This is a genomic window from Pseudomonas sp. P65(2024) (genome assembly GCF_057480955.1).
On the sequence record NZ_JBLIYX010000012.1, the window covers coordinates 18,709 to 32,161 of the forward strand.

The 13,453-nt window shown below is 64.6% G+C and carries 16 protein-coding genes; all 16 read right to left on the reverse strand.

Annotation, left to right across the window (positions count from 1 at the left end; translation table 11 throughout):
- Nucleotides 1-7: 7 nt before the first annotated feature.
- Nucleotides 8-277, reverse strand: coding sequence for a flagellar biosynthesis protein FliQ (gene fliQ, locus AC25MA_RS16765; protein WP_023630488.1), 270 nt, complete (start codon nt 275-277; stop codon nt 8-10).
- A 21-nt stretch (nt 278-298) separates the two neighbouring features.
- Nucleotides 299-1,054, reverse strand: a complete 756-nt coding sequence (gene fliP, locus AC25MA_RS16770; protein ID WP_028692803.1) for a flagellar type III secretion system pore protein FliP — start codon at nt 1,052-1,054, stop codon at nt 299-301.
- Nucleotides 1,054-1,494: a flagellar biosynthetic protein FliO gene (fliO, locus tag AC25MA_RS16775; RefSeq protein WP_088852884.1), complete on the reverse strand. Its 441-nt coding sequence runs from the start codon at nt 1,492-1,494 to the stop codon at nt 1,054-1,056. The genes fliP and fliO overlap by 1 nt, the downstream gene beginning before the upstream one ends.
- A gap of 9 nt (nt 1,495-1,503) precedes the next feature.
- Nucleotides 1,504-1,968 carry a flagellar motor switch protein FliN gene (fliN, locus tag AC25MA_RS16780; protein WP_028692801.1) on the reverse strand — a complete coding sequence of 155 codons (465 nt, stop codon included), beginning with the start codon at nt 1,966-1,968 and terminating at the stop codon, nt 1,504-1,506.
- Nucleotides 1,969-2,014: 46 nt separating this feature from the next.
- On the reverse strand, nt 2,015-2,983 hold the full coding sequence (gene fliM / locus AC25MA_RS16785; protein ID WP_028692800.1) for a flagellar motor switch protein FliM: 969 nt from the start codon (nt 2,981-2,983) through the stop codon (nt 2,015-2,017).
- Between the two features lie 10 nt (nt 2,984-2,993).
- Nucleotides 2,994-3,491, reverse strand: a complete 498-nt coding sequence (gene fliL, locus AC25MA_RS16790) for a flagellar basal body-associated protein FliL (RefSeq protein WP_028692799.1) — start codon at nt 3,489-3,491, stop codon at nt 2,994-2,996.
- 145 nt (nt 3,492-3,636) lie between these two features.
- Nucleotides 3,637-4,974: a flagellar hook-length control protein FliK gene (locus tag AC25MA_RS16795; protein WP_486972228.1), complete on the reverse strand. Its 1,338-nt coding sequence runs from the start codon at nt 4,972-4,974 to the stop codon at nt 3,637-3,639.
- A 68-nt stretch (nt 4,975-5,042) separates the two neighbouring features.
- Complete coding sequence (locus AC25MA_RS16800) at nt 5,043-5,381, reverse strand: Hpt domain-containing protein (RefSeq protein WP_189662233.1); 339 nt, start codon at nt 5,379-5,381, stop codon at nt 5,043-5,045.
- 43 nt (nt 5,382-5,424) lie between these two features.
- A complete protein-coding gene (locus AC25MA_RS16805; protein ID WP_486972229.1) occupies nt 5,425-7,116 on the reverse strand; it encodes an ATP-binding SpoIIE family protein phosphatase in 1,692 nt (563 codons plus the stop codon).
- A gap of 8 nt (nt 7,117-7,124) precedes the next feature.
- The gene (locus AC25MA_RS16810; protein WP_028692795.1) at nt 7,125-7,430 is read right to left on the reverse strand and encodes an STAS domain-containing protein; all 306 of its coding nucleotides are present in this window, start codon (nt 7,428-7,430) and stop codon (nt 7,125-7,127) included.
- Between the two features lie 79 nt (nt 7,431-7,509).
- A complete protein-coding gene (fliJ, locus tag AC25MA_RS16815; RefSeq protein ID WP_028692794.1) occupies nt 7,510-7,962 on the reverse strand; it encodes a flagellar export protein FliJ in 453 nt (150 codons plus the stop codon).
- Nucleotides 7,963-7,968: 6 nt separating this feature from the next.
- On the reverse strand, nt 7,969-9,324 hold the full coding sequence (fliI, locus tag AC25MA_RS16820; RefSeq protein ID WP_038706560.1) for a flagellar protein export ATPase FliI: 1,356 nt from the start codon (nt 9,322-9,324) through the stop codon (nt 7,969-7,971).
- The gene (gene fliH, locus AC25MA_RS16825) at nt 9,314-10,087 is read right to left on the reverse strand and encodes a flagellar assembly protein FliH (protein ID WP_062360699.1); all 774 of its coding nucleotides are present in this window, start codon (nt 10,085-10,087) and stop codon (nt 9,314-9,316) included. Before fliH ends, fliI begins: the two co-directional genes overlap by 11 nt.
- A 179-nt stretch (nt 10,088-10,266) precedes the next feature.
- Nucleotides 10,267-11,286, reverse strand: a complete 1,020-nt coding sequence (gene fliG, locus AC25MA_RS16830) for a flagellar motor switch protein FliG (protein ID WP_028692791.1) — start codon at nt 11,284-11,286, stop codon at nt 10,267-10,269.
- Nucleotides 11,279-13,057, reverse strand: coding sequence for a flagellar basal-body MS-ring/collar protein FliF (gene fliF, locus AC25MA_RS16835; protein ID WP_028692790.1), 1,779 nt, complete (start codon nt 13,055-13,057; stop codon nt 11,279-11,281). The genes fliG and fliF overlap by 8 nt, the downstream gene beginning before the upstream one ends.
- Before the next feature lie 15 nt (nt 13,058-13,072).
- Nucleotides 13,073-13,405, reverse strand: a complete 333-nt coding sequence (gene fliE, locus AC25MA_RS16840) for a flagellar hook-basal body complex protein FliE (RefSeq protein ID WP_028692789.1) — start codon at nt 13,403-13,405, stop codon at nt 13,073-13,075.
- Nucleotides 13,406-13,453: the final 48 nt, after the last annotated feature.

The following is a 13,453-nucleotide window of genomic DNA, read 5'->3' on the forward strand; positions in this document are numbered from 1 at the left end:
GGCGGCCTCAACCGATCAGCTGCGGAATGCTGGTGTACAGGCCGATGAAGTACTCCATGAACTTCTGCACCAACCAGGGCCCGGCGACGATCAGCGTGATCAGCATCACCAAAAGGCGCGGCAGGAAGCTCAGGGTCTGTTCGTTGATCTGCGTGGCGGCCTGGAACATCGCCACCACCAGGCCGATCAGCAGGCTCGGCACCACCAGCACGGCGACCATCAGGGTGGTCAGCCACAACGCATCACGGAACAGGTCGACAGCGACTTCAGGTGTCATGCAAGGCTCTCCTTGGCGGCGTCAGACGCCACCGAAACTGCCGGCCAGGGTGCCCATGATCAGCGCCCAGCCATCGACCAGCACGAACAGCATGATCTTGAACGGCAACGAAATGATCAGCGGCGACAGCATCATCATACCCATGGCCATCAGCACGCTGGCGACCACCATGTCGATGATCAGGAACGGGATGAAGATCATGAAACCGATCTGGAACGCGGTCTTGAGCTCGGAGGTGACGAACGCCGGCACCAGGATCGTCAGCGGCACCTGGTCGGGCCCGGCAATGTCGGTGCGCTTGGACAGGCGCATGAACAGGTCGAGGTCGCTCTGTCGGGTCTGCGCCAGCATGAAGTCCTTCAACGGCCCCTGGGCCTTGTCGATGGCCTGCTGGGCGGTCATCTGCTCGGCCAGGTAGGGCTGCAGGGCGTCCTTGTTCACCCGGTCGAACACCGGCGCCATGATGAACATGGTCAGGAACAGCGCCATGCCGGTGAGCACCTGGTTCGATGGCGTCTGCTGCAGGCCCAGGGCCTGGCGCAAGATGGAGAAGACGATGATGATGCGGGTGAAGCTGGTCATCAGGATGACGAACGCCGGGATGAAACTCAGCGCCGTCATGATCAGCAGGATCTGCAGGCTGACCGAATATTCCTGCTGCCCGTCCGCCCCACTGGACAGGGTGATGGCCGGGATCGACAGCGGGTCGGCGGCCAGGGCCAGTGGTGCTGCCAACAGCAGCGCCAGGGTCAACAAAAAGCGCAGCGCGCCGCTCATCACGTCTTGTCCTTCTGATCCTTGCCCATCAGCTCGAGCAGCCGTTGGGCGAATTCCGGCGCGGCCTGGCGCGCCGTAGCGGGCACCTCCACGGGCTCGGCCAGCACATGCAAGGCCTCGATGCTGCCGGGACTGTGACCGATCAGGATCTGCTCCTTGCCCACCTGCACCAGCAGCAACCGGTCGCGCGGGCCGATGGCCCGGCTGCCAACGATCTCGATCACCTGCGCGCCACGCTGAGCATTGCCCTGCATGCGGCGCAGCAACCAGGCCAGGAAGAAGATAAGCCCCACCACCAGCAGCAGACCGAAGACCATCTGCGCCAACTGCGCGCCCAAACCGCCGGGCAACGGCGCGGCAGCCGAGGCGTTGGGCTCGGCCGCGGCGATCACCACTTCACTGACCAGCAATGCACCGAGGGCAATCAGGCCCCGCACCATGCGCTTCACTCAGCGCAGCTTCTTGATACGTTCGCTGGGGCTGATCACGTCGGTCAGGCGGATGCCGAACTTCTCGTTGACCACGACCACTTCGCCATGGGCGATGAGGGTGCCGTTGACCAGCACGTCCAGCGGCTCGCCCGCCAGGCGGTCCAGTTCTATCACCGAACCCTGGTTGAGCTGCAGCAGGTTGCGGATGCTGATCTCGGTGCTGCCCACCTCCATGGAGATGCTCACCGGAATGTCCAGGATCACATCCAGGTTCGGGCCTTCGAGGCTGACGTGCTCGTTGGGCTTGGGCGAACTGGCGAATTCCTCCATCGGCAGGCGATCGCCACCAAGGTGGCCGGCATCGCCACCGAGCAAGGCATCGATGTCGGCCTGCCCGGCATCACCCGTCTCTTCCAGGGCAGCAGCCCATTCGTCGGCCAAGGCCTGTTCCTCGGGAGAGTTGATCTCGTTTTCGTTAGCCATGATTTCCTCGACAGGCATTCAATACGTTGGAGCGATCGGCACGCCGTCAGCGGCGCTCGATCGGGTCGATGATCTGCAGCGACAGGGTGCCCTTGTGCGAGCCCAGCCGCGCCTTGAACGACGGCACGCCGTTGGCGCGCAGCACCAGGTGCTCCGGTAGCTCCACCGGAATCACGTCACCCGGCTGCATGTGCAGGATGTCGCGCAGCTTCAACTGGCGGCGGGCGACCGTGGCCGACACCGGCACATTGACGTCCAGCACGTCTTCGCGCAGGGCCTTGACCCAGCGTTCGTCCTGGTCGTCCAGATCGGACTGGAAACCGGCGTCGAGCATTTCGCGCACCGGCTCGATCATCGAGTACGGCATGGTCACGTGCAGATCGCCGCCACCGCCGTCGAGCTCGATGTGGAAGGTCGAGACCACCACCGCCTCGCTGGGGCCGACGATGTTGGCCATGGCCGGGTTGACCTCGGAGTTGATGTACTCGAAGGTGACCGGCATGATCGCCTGCCAGGCTTCCTTGAGGTCGACGAAGCACTGGTCCAGGACCATGCGCACCACGCGCAGCTCAGTCGGCGTGAACTCACGACCCTCGATCTTGGCGTGACGGCCGTCGCCACCGAAGAAGTTGTCCACCAGCTTGAACACCAGCTTGGCGTCGAGGATGAACAGCGCGGTGCCACGCAACGGCTTGATCTTGACCAGGTTGAGGCTGGTGGGCACGTACAGCGAGTGCACGTACTCGCCGAACTTCATCACCTGCACGCCGCCCACTGCCACGTCGGCGGAGCGACGCAGCAGGTTGAACATGCTGATGCGGGTATAACGGGCGAAACGCTCGTTGATCATTTCCAGGGTCGGCATGCGACCCCGCACGATACGGTCCTGACTGGTCAGGTCGTAGCTCTTGATGCTGCCGGGCTCGCCAGCGCTCTCGGTTTGTACCAGCCCATCGTCCACCCCATGCAACAGGGCATCGATCTCATCCTGGGACAGCAGGTCCTGCACGGCCATCTATGTGCTCCTACTGCAATACGAAATTGGTGAACAGCAACTGGTCGACGACCGGCCTGCCGACTTCCTTCTGCGCCACTTCCTGCACTACCGCGGTGGCCTTCTGACGCAGCATCTCCTGCCCGACCGGGCTGCTGGCGAGGGTGTCGAAGCCCTGGCCGGAGAACATCATCACCAGGTTGTTGCGGATCACCGGCATGTGCACTTTCAGCGCCTCCAGGTCGGCCTGGTTGCGCCCCTGCATAGTAATGCTCACCTGCATGTAGCGCTGGCGGCCGTTCTGGTTGAAGTTGACCACGAAGGCCGGCGCCAGGGGTTCGTAGATCGCCGCCGGCTTTACGTTGCTCTGCGCAGCGTCAGGCGCTGGCGCCGACGCGCTCTTGTGCATGAAGAACCACGTGGCGCCCACCGACAGGCCGACCGCCAGGAGCAGGGCCAGCACCAGCAGCAGGATCAACTTGAGTTTGCCTTTAGTGGCGGGGTCTTTCACTGCGTCACTCTTCGCCATGCCAATAATCCGTCGTCCATCGGGGTTTCAAAGAAGGATGACGTGGCTTGAGCAAGTGTTATGCCAGATTTGACCGAGAAGGAAGGTACCGGCCCTGTCGCCAGACAAGCGCCACCCGAAGGTGGCCGCGCAGGGCCGGCGAATATCAGGCGTAATAGTCGACCATGCTGTCGCCGACCACCACTTGATGCTCGCCAGGACGCGCGCCCTCGGCAGGATCGACGCCCTCCCCAACCGCCTCGGCGCGGCGCGCCGCCACGCCGGACAGGCTCGAGCCGCCCTGCTGCGCCTGCTGCTGTTGCTGGCCGCGGGACTGGTCGGCCACGCTGACGTCCGGCTGCGCCAGCCCCTGCTGGGCGAACAGCTCGCGCAGCCGGTAGACCTGGCTGTCCAGCGCATCGCGCACGCCGGCATGCCCACTGACAAAGTGAATCTGGGTGGGCTGGTCCGCCGCGACATTGACGCGGATGTCCAGGCGCCCCAATTCAGCGGGTTCAAGCTGGATGTCCGCCGACTTGAGGTTCTGGCTCGACAGGTACATGACCCGGTTCACCAGGCCTTCGGCCCAGGCGCCCTGGTTCATCGCCAGCGGCTGCTGCAGCGGGTTCGGGGTCACCGGTACGGCATTGGCGGTCTTGGGCGTCGCCGCCTGCGTCAGGCTGGCCAGGCGGTCGGCGAAGTCATCGACCCGCGTGTCGCTGCTGGCGCCCTTGATATCCTTGAGGCCATCGTCGATCAGCCCGGCGAATGCCTTGTCGCCATGCTCGGCGTTCCCCGCTTCCTGCTCGGCCTTGCCAACCACGTTCGCCAAGGTATTGACGGCTGTGGCGGCGGGATCGGCAGGCGCCTGGCTGCTGTCGGAGCGGCTACTGGCCGCATGGGCCGATGTGGTTCCCTTGGCCTGGGCGTCCTGCTCCAGCGCCAGGCGCAAGGTCGGCATGTTGGCCAGAGGGTCCGCCTCCGGATCGAACGCGGCATCCTTGGGCGCTTCCTCGACGACCGCCGCCGCCGACACAGGCTGTGGCGCCTGCGCCGCCTGCAGCACCGGGGCGACCGCTTCGGCCTGGGCCTGGATCAACTGCGCGCCCGGCTGGGCGTCGGTGACCTGGCCAGCCACCAGGCTGGCATCAAGGGACGAGGTAGTGTCGCCTTCGGTGGCTTCATCCGCCTCGGCAACAGGCTTGCTGCCCGGGATGACTGGCAAGTTATTGCCGTCATCGGCAACCGCCGGCTTGCTGGCGTCGTCCGGCTTGCCGCCTGCGGCAGGTGCGGCCTGCTCCTTGGATTTGGCCGGGTCGGCCCCCTTGGCGACCTTGTCGTCACGCGCTGGAACGCTGTCGCGCCCCTGCCGGGCCATGACCTGGTCGAAGCCATCGCCTTGGCTGGCCGGGGCTTGCAGCGGCTTGTCCGCCACACTGGCAGCCGGGCGCGACGTCTTGTTGACGAGGCCGGCTTGCAACAATGGATTGGATGCGACAGGCATTGAGAGGTCTCCGCTGCAGAACTGGTAAAATGCGTCTGTGCGAAGAAAAGCAAAACTCGCGCCAATTTTTACTCGGCGGCGATCCGCTGCCGCTCGGCACGGTAGAAACGCTGGACCTCCACGTACTCCTGGTCGATGCGGTTGATCAGGTCTTCAATACCGTACAAAGGTTGCTGGCGGACCCGCTCCTCCAACTCCCGGCACAGCTCGGCCAGTCCAACGGCGCCCATGTTGCTGCTGCTGCCCTTGAAGCTGTGCGCGGCCAGGCCCAGCTCTTCGGCGTCCTTGGCCTCGTGCAGCTGGCTCAGGCGTCGCTCGGAGTCTTCGAGGAAGGTTTCCAGCAACTGCAGGTAGCCATCTTCCATGACCTCCCGCAAGTCACTCAGCACCCTCTGATCGATATGCATGTCCACCACTTGTTCACTCCCTGATCAAGCCGCGCAAACCGGCTCACCATTGAAACTCCACGCGCGCCAGACGGCCACCTTCCAGCCACTGGGCATTTTCCGCCAGCCGCCGCACCAGGCTCACTCCGCGCCCACTGAACCCGTGCCCACACGGCCTGTCGAGCGGCAAGCGCGCCACATCGAAGCCTGCGCCGCTGTCGCGAACCTCGATGGTCAGACGCCCGCCCGCACCTTGAGGTTCCACCCGCAGGGCAATGCCGACGCTGCCATGCACCTCGCGTCCCAGACGCTCGGCGCGCTGGCGATAGTACTCGGCGAAGCCGTCGGCGTCGCACTTGAGCGCCGAGTCCAACCCCAGCACGCCATGCTCCAGCGCATTGGCATACAGCTCGCTCAGCACACTGTGCAACTTGCCGCTGCTAGGCCTGAGCCCATGAATCTCCTGCAACAGCTGTACCAGATATGGCACCGGGTTGAAGCGACCCAGGCTCTCGCCCCGCAACTCGAACTGCATCGACCAGTCCAGTGGGCTGGAACGACCACTGTCGGAGTACACCACCGCCTGCGGCGCGACAGGCTCGGGGCCCAGCATGCGGATATCGCACAGGCTGATATCGTCACGAGACTGACCACCGAATCCCGCCAGCGCCTGCATAAGCTCGTCGAACAACACCGCCGGATCGTGGTTGGCCGCCAGCACCTCGCGCAGGCGCTCCACGCCAAACAGGCAGTCCTGCTCATCAGCCGTATCAACGACGCCGTCTGACAGCAGGAACAACCGCTCTCCCACCGCAAGCGGCATCACCTCGGTAGCATCGTCGAACTGTTCGGGCGAAAGGATTCCCAGCGGCAAGTGGCGCGAAGGGAGGACACCCAGCACCTCGCCTTGCGACGACAAACGATATCCATCCGGCATGCCACCGTTCCAGAGCTCCACCGTCCCTCGCTGGTAACTCAGGTTGAGCAACAGCGCGCAACAGAACATATCCACGGGCAGGATGCGCTTGAGCTTGGCGTTCATCTCCCGCAGGGTTTCGACCAGGCCATAGCCCTTGGCAGTCATGCCATAGAACACTTCCGCCAATGGCATGGCGCCGACCGCGGCCGGCAAGCCATGACCGGTGAAGTCACCCAGTAGCACATGCATGTCGCCCGAAGGCGTATACGCCGCCAGCAACAGGTCGCCGTTGAACAACGCATAGGGCGACTGCAGGTAACGGATATTCGCAGCACTCAGGCAGCCGGAGTGGGCGACCTTGTCGAACACCGCCTTGGCCACCCGCTGTTCGTTGAGCAGGTGATGGTGATGGCGGGCGATCTGGTCGCGCTGCTCCAGCACCGTTGCCTGCAGGCGACGCAAACGGTCCATGGCGCGGATCTTCGCCGCCAGGATGACGGCACTGTAGGGCTTGGCCATGAAGTCGTCGCCACCGGCCTCCAGGCAACGCACCAGCCCCTGCTCTTCATTGAGCGAGGTCAGGAAGATGATCGGCACCAACGCCTCGCCCGCCAGCGCCTTGATCCGCCGCGCCGCCTCGAAACCATCCATCACCGGCATCAGCGCATCGAGCAGCACCAGCTGCGGTCGTCGCTCGGCGAACAGCGCCACCGCCTGCTCGCCATTCTCGGCGGTGACCACCACGTGCCCCTGGCGGCGGACGATCTGCGCCAGCAACAACCTGTCCGCGGCGCCGTCCTCGGCCACCAGCACGGTCAACGGCTGATCGGCGGCCATGGCCAGGCTCAACTGATGTCGAACAGCTTTTCGAAGTTGGAGATCGCCAGGATCTTGCGCACATCAGGGCTGGCATGGACCACACGGATATCCGAGTCCTCGCCGCCGACATGGTCGCGCAGCAACAGCAACATGCCCAGCGCCGAGCTGTCGAGATACGTGGCTTCCTTCAAATCGACCACCACGGAATCCGGGCGCGGACGCTGATGCTCGTAGGCATTCCTGAATTCCTGATGCTTGCCGAAATCAAAACGCCCCTTGACCTTGATCGTCAGCTTTTTCCCGTCCTGTGAAAAATCAGTTTCGACTGCCATGCGAGCGATTCCTTCGATGATGGCGAATGCGGCTTCTGAAGGTTTAGCAGGCGCTGGCGACGAGCGCCAGTCAGGTCGATCAGGGGTGACCCTGGCGTGGCAGGCGTTGGGACAGCTCGTCGAGCAGCTTCTGCTCGCGCTTGTCCTCGGCACGGCGCGCTTCGTCCAGATAACGCTGGACCAGCTTGCGCAGCCCTTCGACGCGGGCATAAGCCTGCTGCCAGGTGTTGCGGGCGTTGTTCAGGTTGTTCTGGTGCCAGGCCATGCTCTGGCGCTGCTGGGTCATTGCCGTTTCCAGCTGCCCGAGGAAACGCTGGTAGTTGACCAGCCAGTTGCCGTCGACACCCTGGCTGCCGCGATTGATCCATTGCTGCTGATAGGCCTCGCGAAAACTCTCGAGCTCGGCCTGCTTGGCCTGGGCATCGCTGAGCAGCTTCTGGAAATGCCCCAGGCGCTGGGCGGCCTTGCGCTCGGCCTCTTCGGCCATTTCCACCACCGGCACCAGGCGTGCCGCTCGGCTGGGCTGGGCCATGATCTATCAGCCCGCTGGCGGCGCGAACACCGCGGCCAGTTCTTCACGGCTCTGCGCCATGCCGACATTCTCATCCAGACGTTGGCGCAGGAAATCCACCAGTTTGGGTTGCAGGGCGATGGCCAGGTCGGTTTCCGGATCACCACCGGCCACATAGGCGCCGACACTGATCAGGTCGCGGCTCTGCGACAGGCGCGACCACAGCTGCTTGAATTTCTGCGCCTGACGCAGGTGATCGGGATCGACCACCTGGGGCATGACCCGGCTGATCGAGGCCTCGATGTCGATGGCCGGGTAGTGCCCTTCCTCGGCCAAGCGCCGGGACAGCACGAAGTGACCGTCTAGCACGCCCCGCGCCGAGTCGGCGATCGGGTCCTGCTGGTCATCACCCTCGGACAGTACGGTGTAGAACGCGGTGATCGAGCCACCGCCCGGCTCGCCATTACCGGCCCGCTCCACCAGCTTGGGCAGCTTGGCGAACACCGAAGGCGGATAACCCCGGGTGGCGGGCGGCTCGCCGATGGCCAGGGCGATCTCACGCTGGGCCTGGGCGAAACGGGTCAGCGAATCCATCAGCAGCAGGACATTCTTACCCTTGTCGCGGAAATACTCGGCAATGCGCGTGCAGTACATCGCCGCACGCAGACGCATCAACGGCGCGTCGTCCGCTGGCGAGGCCACCACCACCGAGCGCTTGAGCCCTTCCTCGCCGAGGATGTGCTCGATGAACTCCTTCACTTCGCGGCCCCGCTCACCGATCAGGCCGACCACGATGATTTCGGCCTCGGTGAAGCGGGTCATCATGCCCAGCAATACCGACTTACCGACGCCGGTACCGGCGAACAGACCCAGGCGCTGGCCACGACCGACCGTGAGCAAGCCGTTGATGCTGCGGATACCGACATCCAGCGGCTGGCTGATCGGATCACGGTTGAGCGGGTTGATGATAGGGCCGTCCATCGGCACCCAGTCCTCGGCCTTCATCCCGCCCTTGCCGTCCAGCGCGCGACCGGCGCCGTCGAGCACCCGACCGAGCATGCTCATGCCCATCGGCAGGCGACCACTGTCGTCCAGCGGCACCACGCGGGCACCCGGGGCCAGGCCAACGATGCTGCCGACCGGCATCAGGAACACCTTGCTGCCGGCAAAGCCCATGACTTCGGCCTCGACCTGCACCGGGTGGTAGCTGTCGTCATTGATCACCAGGCAACGGCTGCCCACCGCCGCGCGTAGGCCCTCGGCCTCGAGGGTGAGGCCGACCATGCGCAGCAGGCGCCCTTCGACGATCGGCTGGTCGGGCAGCTTCACCGCATCGGCGTAGCCCTCCAGGCGCTTGCCGAAGCTGGTACGGTCAAGGCGCATCGGTTTCACCCGCCGGCACGTCCAGTTCGACGGAAATATCCGGCGAAGCAGGATGCAGGGCCTGGTCGTGGGACTGGTCGAACAGTTGCGCCACAGCCTTCTCGATACGGGTTTCCATGGTCGCGTCGATCCGGCTGTGAGCGGTCTCGATCCGACAGCCCCCCGGCAACAGCGACTCGTCCTCGAGCAGCTTCCAGCTCTCCTCGTGACGCTCGCGCAAGGCCTTTGCCAGCTCGAAGTCCTGCGGGTTGAGGTGGATACGGATGTTGTCGGCGCCCATCGGCAGCAGCTTCAACGCCTCACGAAGCACGTGGGTGATCTGGCTCGAGTCGCTGCGCAGCTCACGACCAATGACCTGGCGGGTCATGCCGGCGACCAGCTGCACCAGGGCTTTCTCGATCTGCGTATCCTGCTCGGCAATGGGCTCGAGCAGGTGGCTCATGATTTGTTCCAGGCTGGCCAGCTTGGCCGCCAGGGCCACTTCGGCTTCCTGTCGAACCTTCAGTTGAGTGCTGTGGAAGCCTTCGCGCTCGCCGGTGGCGAAGCCTTCGTTGTAGGCCTCCTGACGGATGGCCTCGAGTTCCTCGAGGGTCAGTGGCTGGACTTCCTCCAGCGGCACTTCTTCGACTTCCTCCTCGATGACTTCCGGCTCAGGCTCGGGTTCCGGCTCAGGCTCGGGATCGAAGCTGGGCAGCGCCCACACGTCCACACCCTCGAGGTCGCGGGCACGGATCAGGTCGCTGGGGTGTTCGGTGGTGGACATGTTTTCAGGTACTCAAAAGCCATCTGCAACCAATGCGCCCCTGTAGGAGCGGCCTTGTGTCGCGAAAGGGCTGCAAAGCAGCCCCACGATCTCGATGTCACCGCAAGCTGTCGGGGCAGCCTTGCTGCCCTTTCGCGACACAAGGTCGATCCTACAGTAGAACGCGCGCGCCCCACCGATCAGATCATTTCCTCGGCGCCCTTGCCGCCCAGCACGATCTCGCCGGCTTCGGCCATACGGCGGGCGATGGTGAGGATTTCCTTCTGCGCCGTCTCCACGTCGCTGACCCGCACCGGCCCCTTGGCCTCCAGGTCGTCGCGCAGCAGCTCCGAGGCACGCTTGGACATGTTCTTGAAGATCTTGTCCTTGACCCGCTCGTCGGCACCCTTGAGCGACACCACCAGCACATCGGAGGACACCTCGCGCAGCAGCGCCTGGATGCCACGGTCGTCGACGTCGGCCAAGTTGTTGAAGACGAACATCAGGTCTTCGATCTGCTCCGACAGGTCGCTGTCGATCTCGCGGATCGCGTCCATGAGCGCGCCTTCCACGGAGCTGTCGAGGAAGTTCATGATGTCGGCGGCGCGCTTGATGCCGCCCAGTGTGGTGCGCGCGGCATTGGAGTTGCCGGAGAACTGCTTCTCGAGGATCTGGTTGAGTTCCTTGAGCGCCGCTGGCTGCACGGTGTTGAGCGACGATACGCGCAGGACGATGTCCAGGCGCACCTTGTGGTCGAAGTTGCTCAGCACTTCACCGGCCTGGTCGGGGTCGAGGTAAGCGACCACGATGGCCTGGATCTGCGGGTGCTCGTAGCGGATGACGTCGGCCACGGCGCGCGGCTCCATCCACTTGAGGCTGTCCAGGCCGCTGGTGTTGCCACCGAGCAGGATACGGTCGATCAGGCCGTTGGCCTTGTCCTCGCCGAGGGCCTGGTTGAGCATCTTGCGGATGTAGCCGTCGGAACCGACGCCCAGGCTGGTCTGGTCGCCGACGATCTCGACGAACTCGCTCATCACCTGCTCGACCTGCTCGCGATGGACGTTGCCCATCTGCGCCATGGCCACACCGACCCGCTGCACTTCCTTGGGGCCCATGTGGCGCAGGACCTGCGCGGCATCGGTCTCGCCGAGCGAGAGCAGGAGGATGGCCGCCTTGTCGACGCGGCTCAGCTTGGCGGTAATGGCTCGATTGTCACTCATCGGCGTTGATCCACTCTTTCACGACCTGGGCCACGCGGCCCGGGTCTTCGGCCACCAGGCCCTTGATTGCGTTGAGCTGTGCCTCGTAACCCTCGCTCGGGCTCGGCAACAGAATACTTGTCGGGCCACCCAGGCTGACGCGGTCGTTGGCCAGTTCGCCATCCAGACCGATCATGCCGCCCAGCTCCATGTCGCTGTCCGTGGCAGCCTGCTTGCCGCCACCTGTGATGTTGTTGAGCACCGGACGCAGCACGCCGAACACCAGCACCAGGATGAACAGCACGCCCAGCACCTGCTTGACGATGTCCCAGAACCACGGCTGCGAGTAGAACGGAATGTCGACCAGTTCGTCGCCACGGTCGGCGGCGAACGGCACGTTGATCACGGTGACGCTGTCGCCACGGCTGGCATCGAAGCCCACCGCGTCCTGCACCAGGCGGGTGAAGCGCGCCAGGTCCTCTGCGCCCCACGGGGTGCGGGTGGCTTCGCCAGTGGCGGCGTCGAGCTTGACCTGGTCATCCACCACCACGGCCACCGACAGACGGGTCAGGCGACCTTGCTGCTGACGGGTGTGGCTGATGGAGCGGTCGAGCTCGAAGTTCTTGGTACTCTGCTGACGCTTGTCGCTCGGGTACGGCGCGAGCATCGGCTGGCCGGTGGCCGGGTCCATGATCTGCTGGCCGTTGGCGTCCACCAGCGGCTGGCCGGGCTGGATGGCACCGGCCGGCGTGGCGGCGGCCTTGGCGTTTTCGGGCGCGGAGGCGCCGGCCGGCGGCTGGTTGCTCAGGGCCCCCGGCACACCTTGCGGCCCCTGGCTGCTGGCACGCTGTTCGTTGACCGACTGCTCGCTGCGCAGCGCAGGCTGGTCAGGGTTGAACTGCTCGGAGGTAGACTCGACGGCGCTAAAGTCGACGTCGGTCGACACTTCGGCCTTGTAGCGGTCGTTGCCCAGCACCGGCTGCAGGATATTGTGCACGCGCTGGGTGAGCATGCCTTCCATGCGGCGGCTGTAGTCGAACTGCTTGCCCGCCATGGTCAGGGCGGTGTCCTGCAACTGATCGGAAAGCAGATTGCCCTTCTGGTCGACCACGGTCACCTGGGACTTGTCCAGCTCCGGAACGCTGGTGGCCACGAGGTTGACGATGGCCATGACCTGGCCGGCTTCCAGGCTGCGGCCCGGGTACAGCTCGACCAGCACCGAGGCGCTGGGCTTGCGCTCGTCACGCACGAACACCGAGCTTTTCGGGATCGCCAGGTGCACGCGGGCGGCCTTGACGTTGTTCAGGCTCGACACGGTGCGCGCCAGCTCGCCTTCAAGGCCGCGGCGGTAGCGGGTGGCTTCCATGAACTGGCTGGTGCCCAGGCCCTGCTCCTTGTCGAGCAGCTCGAAGCCAACATTACCGTCGCTTGGCGCCACACCGGCGGCGGCCAGTTTCAGGCGCGCACGGGAGAGGTCGTCGGCCTTGACCAGCAGGGCGCCGGAGTTCGGCTCAACCTTATAGGGAATATCGGCTGAAGCCAGCGCGTCCACCACCTGCTTGGTGTCCATGCCCGCCAAGCTGCCGTACAGCGGCCGGTAGTCCGGCTGCTGCGACCAGAGCACCACGGCGAAGCCGATGGCCACGCTGGCGGCCAGCCCGACCAGCAGGCCGACCTGACGCAGCATGGGCATCTGCGAGATGTTTTCCAGAAATGCCATGCCGAACAGCGGCGGCTTGGCTGCTGGCGGGCCACTCTTGGCGGGGGCGTTATCGACGACTGCTTCGGCCATGACTCACTCTCGCCCTTATACCGGCATCTGCATGATGTCCTGGTACGCCTGTACCAGTTTATTGCGTACCTGGGTCAGGGCCTGGAACGACACCGAAGCCTTCTGCGAGGCGATCATCACATCGGTCAGGTCGACACCGCTCTTGCCGATCTCGAAGGCGTTAGCCAGCTGGGAGGAAGCCTGTTGCGTTTCATGCACCTTGCCAATGGCCTGGCCGAGCATGTCGGCGAAGCTGCTCTGGCCGGGCGCCAGCTCAGGCGCGGCGGCAACCTTGGGCTGGGACATGGCTTCGGCCTGCATGGCGCGCATGTCCAACATCAGACGATTGAATTCAACACCTTGGGTCATGGACTTCTCTCTCCGGCTGCCGCACTTTTTTTGACACTCATGCAGCGA

Bases quoted from the DNA above. Each gene is read 5' to 3' on its own strand.
- fliI (WP_038706560.1), bottom strand. From the start codon at position 9,324: ATGCGCCTTGACCGTACCAGCTTCGGCAAGCGCCTGGAGGGCTACGCC.
- fliO (WP_088852884.1), bottom strand. From the start codon at position 1,494: ATGGTGCGGGGCCTGATTGCCCTCGGTGCATTGCTGGTCAGTGAAGTG.
- AC25MA_RS16795 (WP_486972228.1), bottom strand. From the start codon at position 4,974: ATGCCTGTCGCATCCAATCCATTGTTGCAAGCCGGCCTCGTCAACAAG.
- fliQ (WP_023630488.1), bottom strand. From the start codon at position 277: ATGACACCTGAAGTCGCTGTCGACCTGTTCCGTGATGCGTTGTGGCTG.
- fliL (WP_028692799.1), bottom strand. From the start codon at position 3,491: ATGGCGAAGAGTGACGCAGTGAAAGACCCCGCCACTAAAGGCAAACTC.
- AC25MA_RS16800 (WP_189662233.1), bottom strand. From the start codon at position 5,381: ATGCATATCGATCAGAGGGTGCTGAGTGACTTGCGGGAGGTCATGGAA.
- fliG (WP_028692791.1), bottom strand. From the start codon at position 11,286: ATGAGTGACAATCGAGCCATTACCGCCAAGCTGAGCCGCGTCGACAAG.
- fliN (WP_028692801.1), bottom strand. From the start codon at position 1,968: ATGGCTAACGAAAACGAGATCAACTCTCCCGAGGAACAGGCCTTGGCC.
- fliH (WP_062360699.1), bottom strand. From the start codon at position 10,087: ATGTCCACCACCGAACACCCCAGCGACCTGATCCGTGCCCGCGACCTC.
- fliF (WP_028692790.1), bottom strand. From the start codon at position 13,057: ATGGCCGAAGCAGTCGTCGATAACGCCCCCGCCAAGAGTGGCCCGCCA.
- AC25MA_RS16805 (WP_486972229.1), bottom strand. From the start codon at position 7,116: ATGGCCGCCGATCAGCCGTTGACCGTGCTGGTGGCCGAGGACGGCGCC.
- fliM (WP_028692800.1), bottom strand. From the start codon at position 2,983: ATGGCCGTGCAGGACCTGCTGTCCCAGGATGAGATCGATGCCCTGTTG.
- fliE (WP_028692789.1), bottom strand. From the start codon at position 13,405: ATGACCCAAGGTGTTGAATTCAATCGTCTGATGTTGGACATGCGCGCC.
- fliJ (WP_028692794.1), bottom strand. From the start codon at position 7,962: ATGGCCCAGCCCAGCCGAGCGGCACGCCTGGTGCCGGTGGTGGAAATG.
- fliP (WP_028692803.1), bottom strand. From the start codon at position 1,054: ATGAGCGGCGCGCTGCGCTTTTTGTTGACCCTGGCGCTGCTGTTGGCA.
- AC25MA_RS16810 (WP_028692795.1), bottom strand. From the start codon at position 7,430: ATGGCAGTCGAAACTGATTTTTCACAGGACGGGAAAAAGCTGACGATC.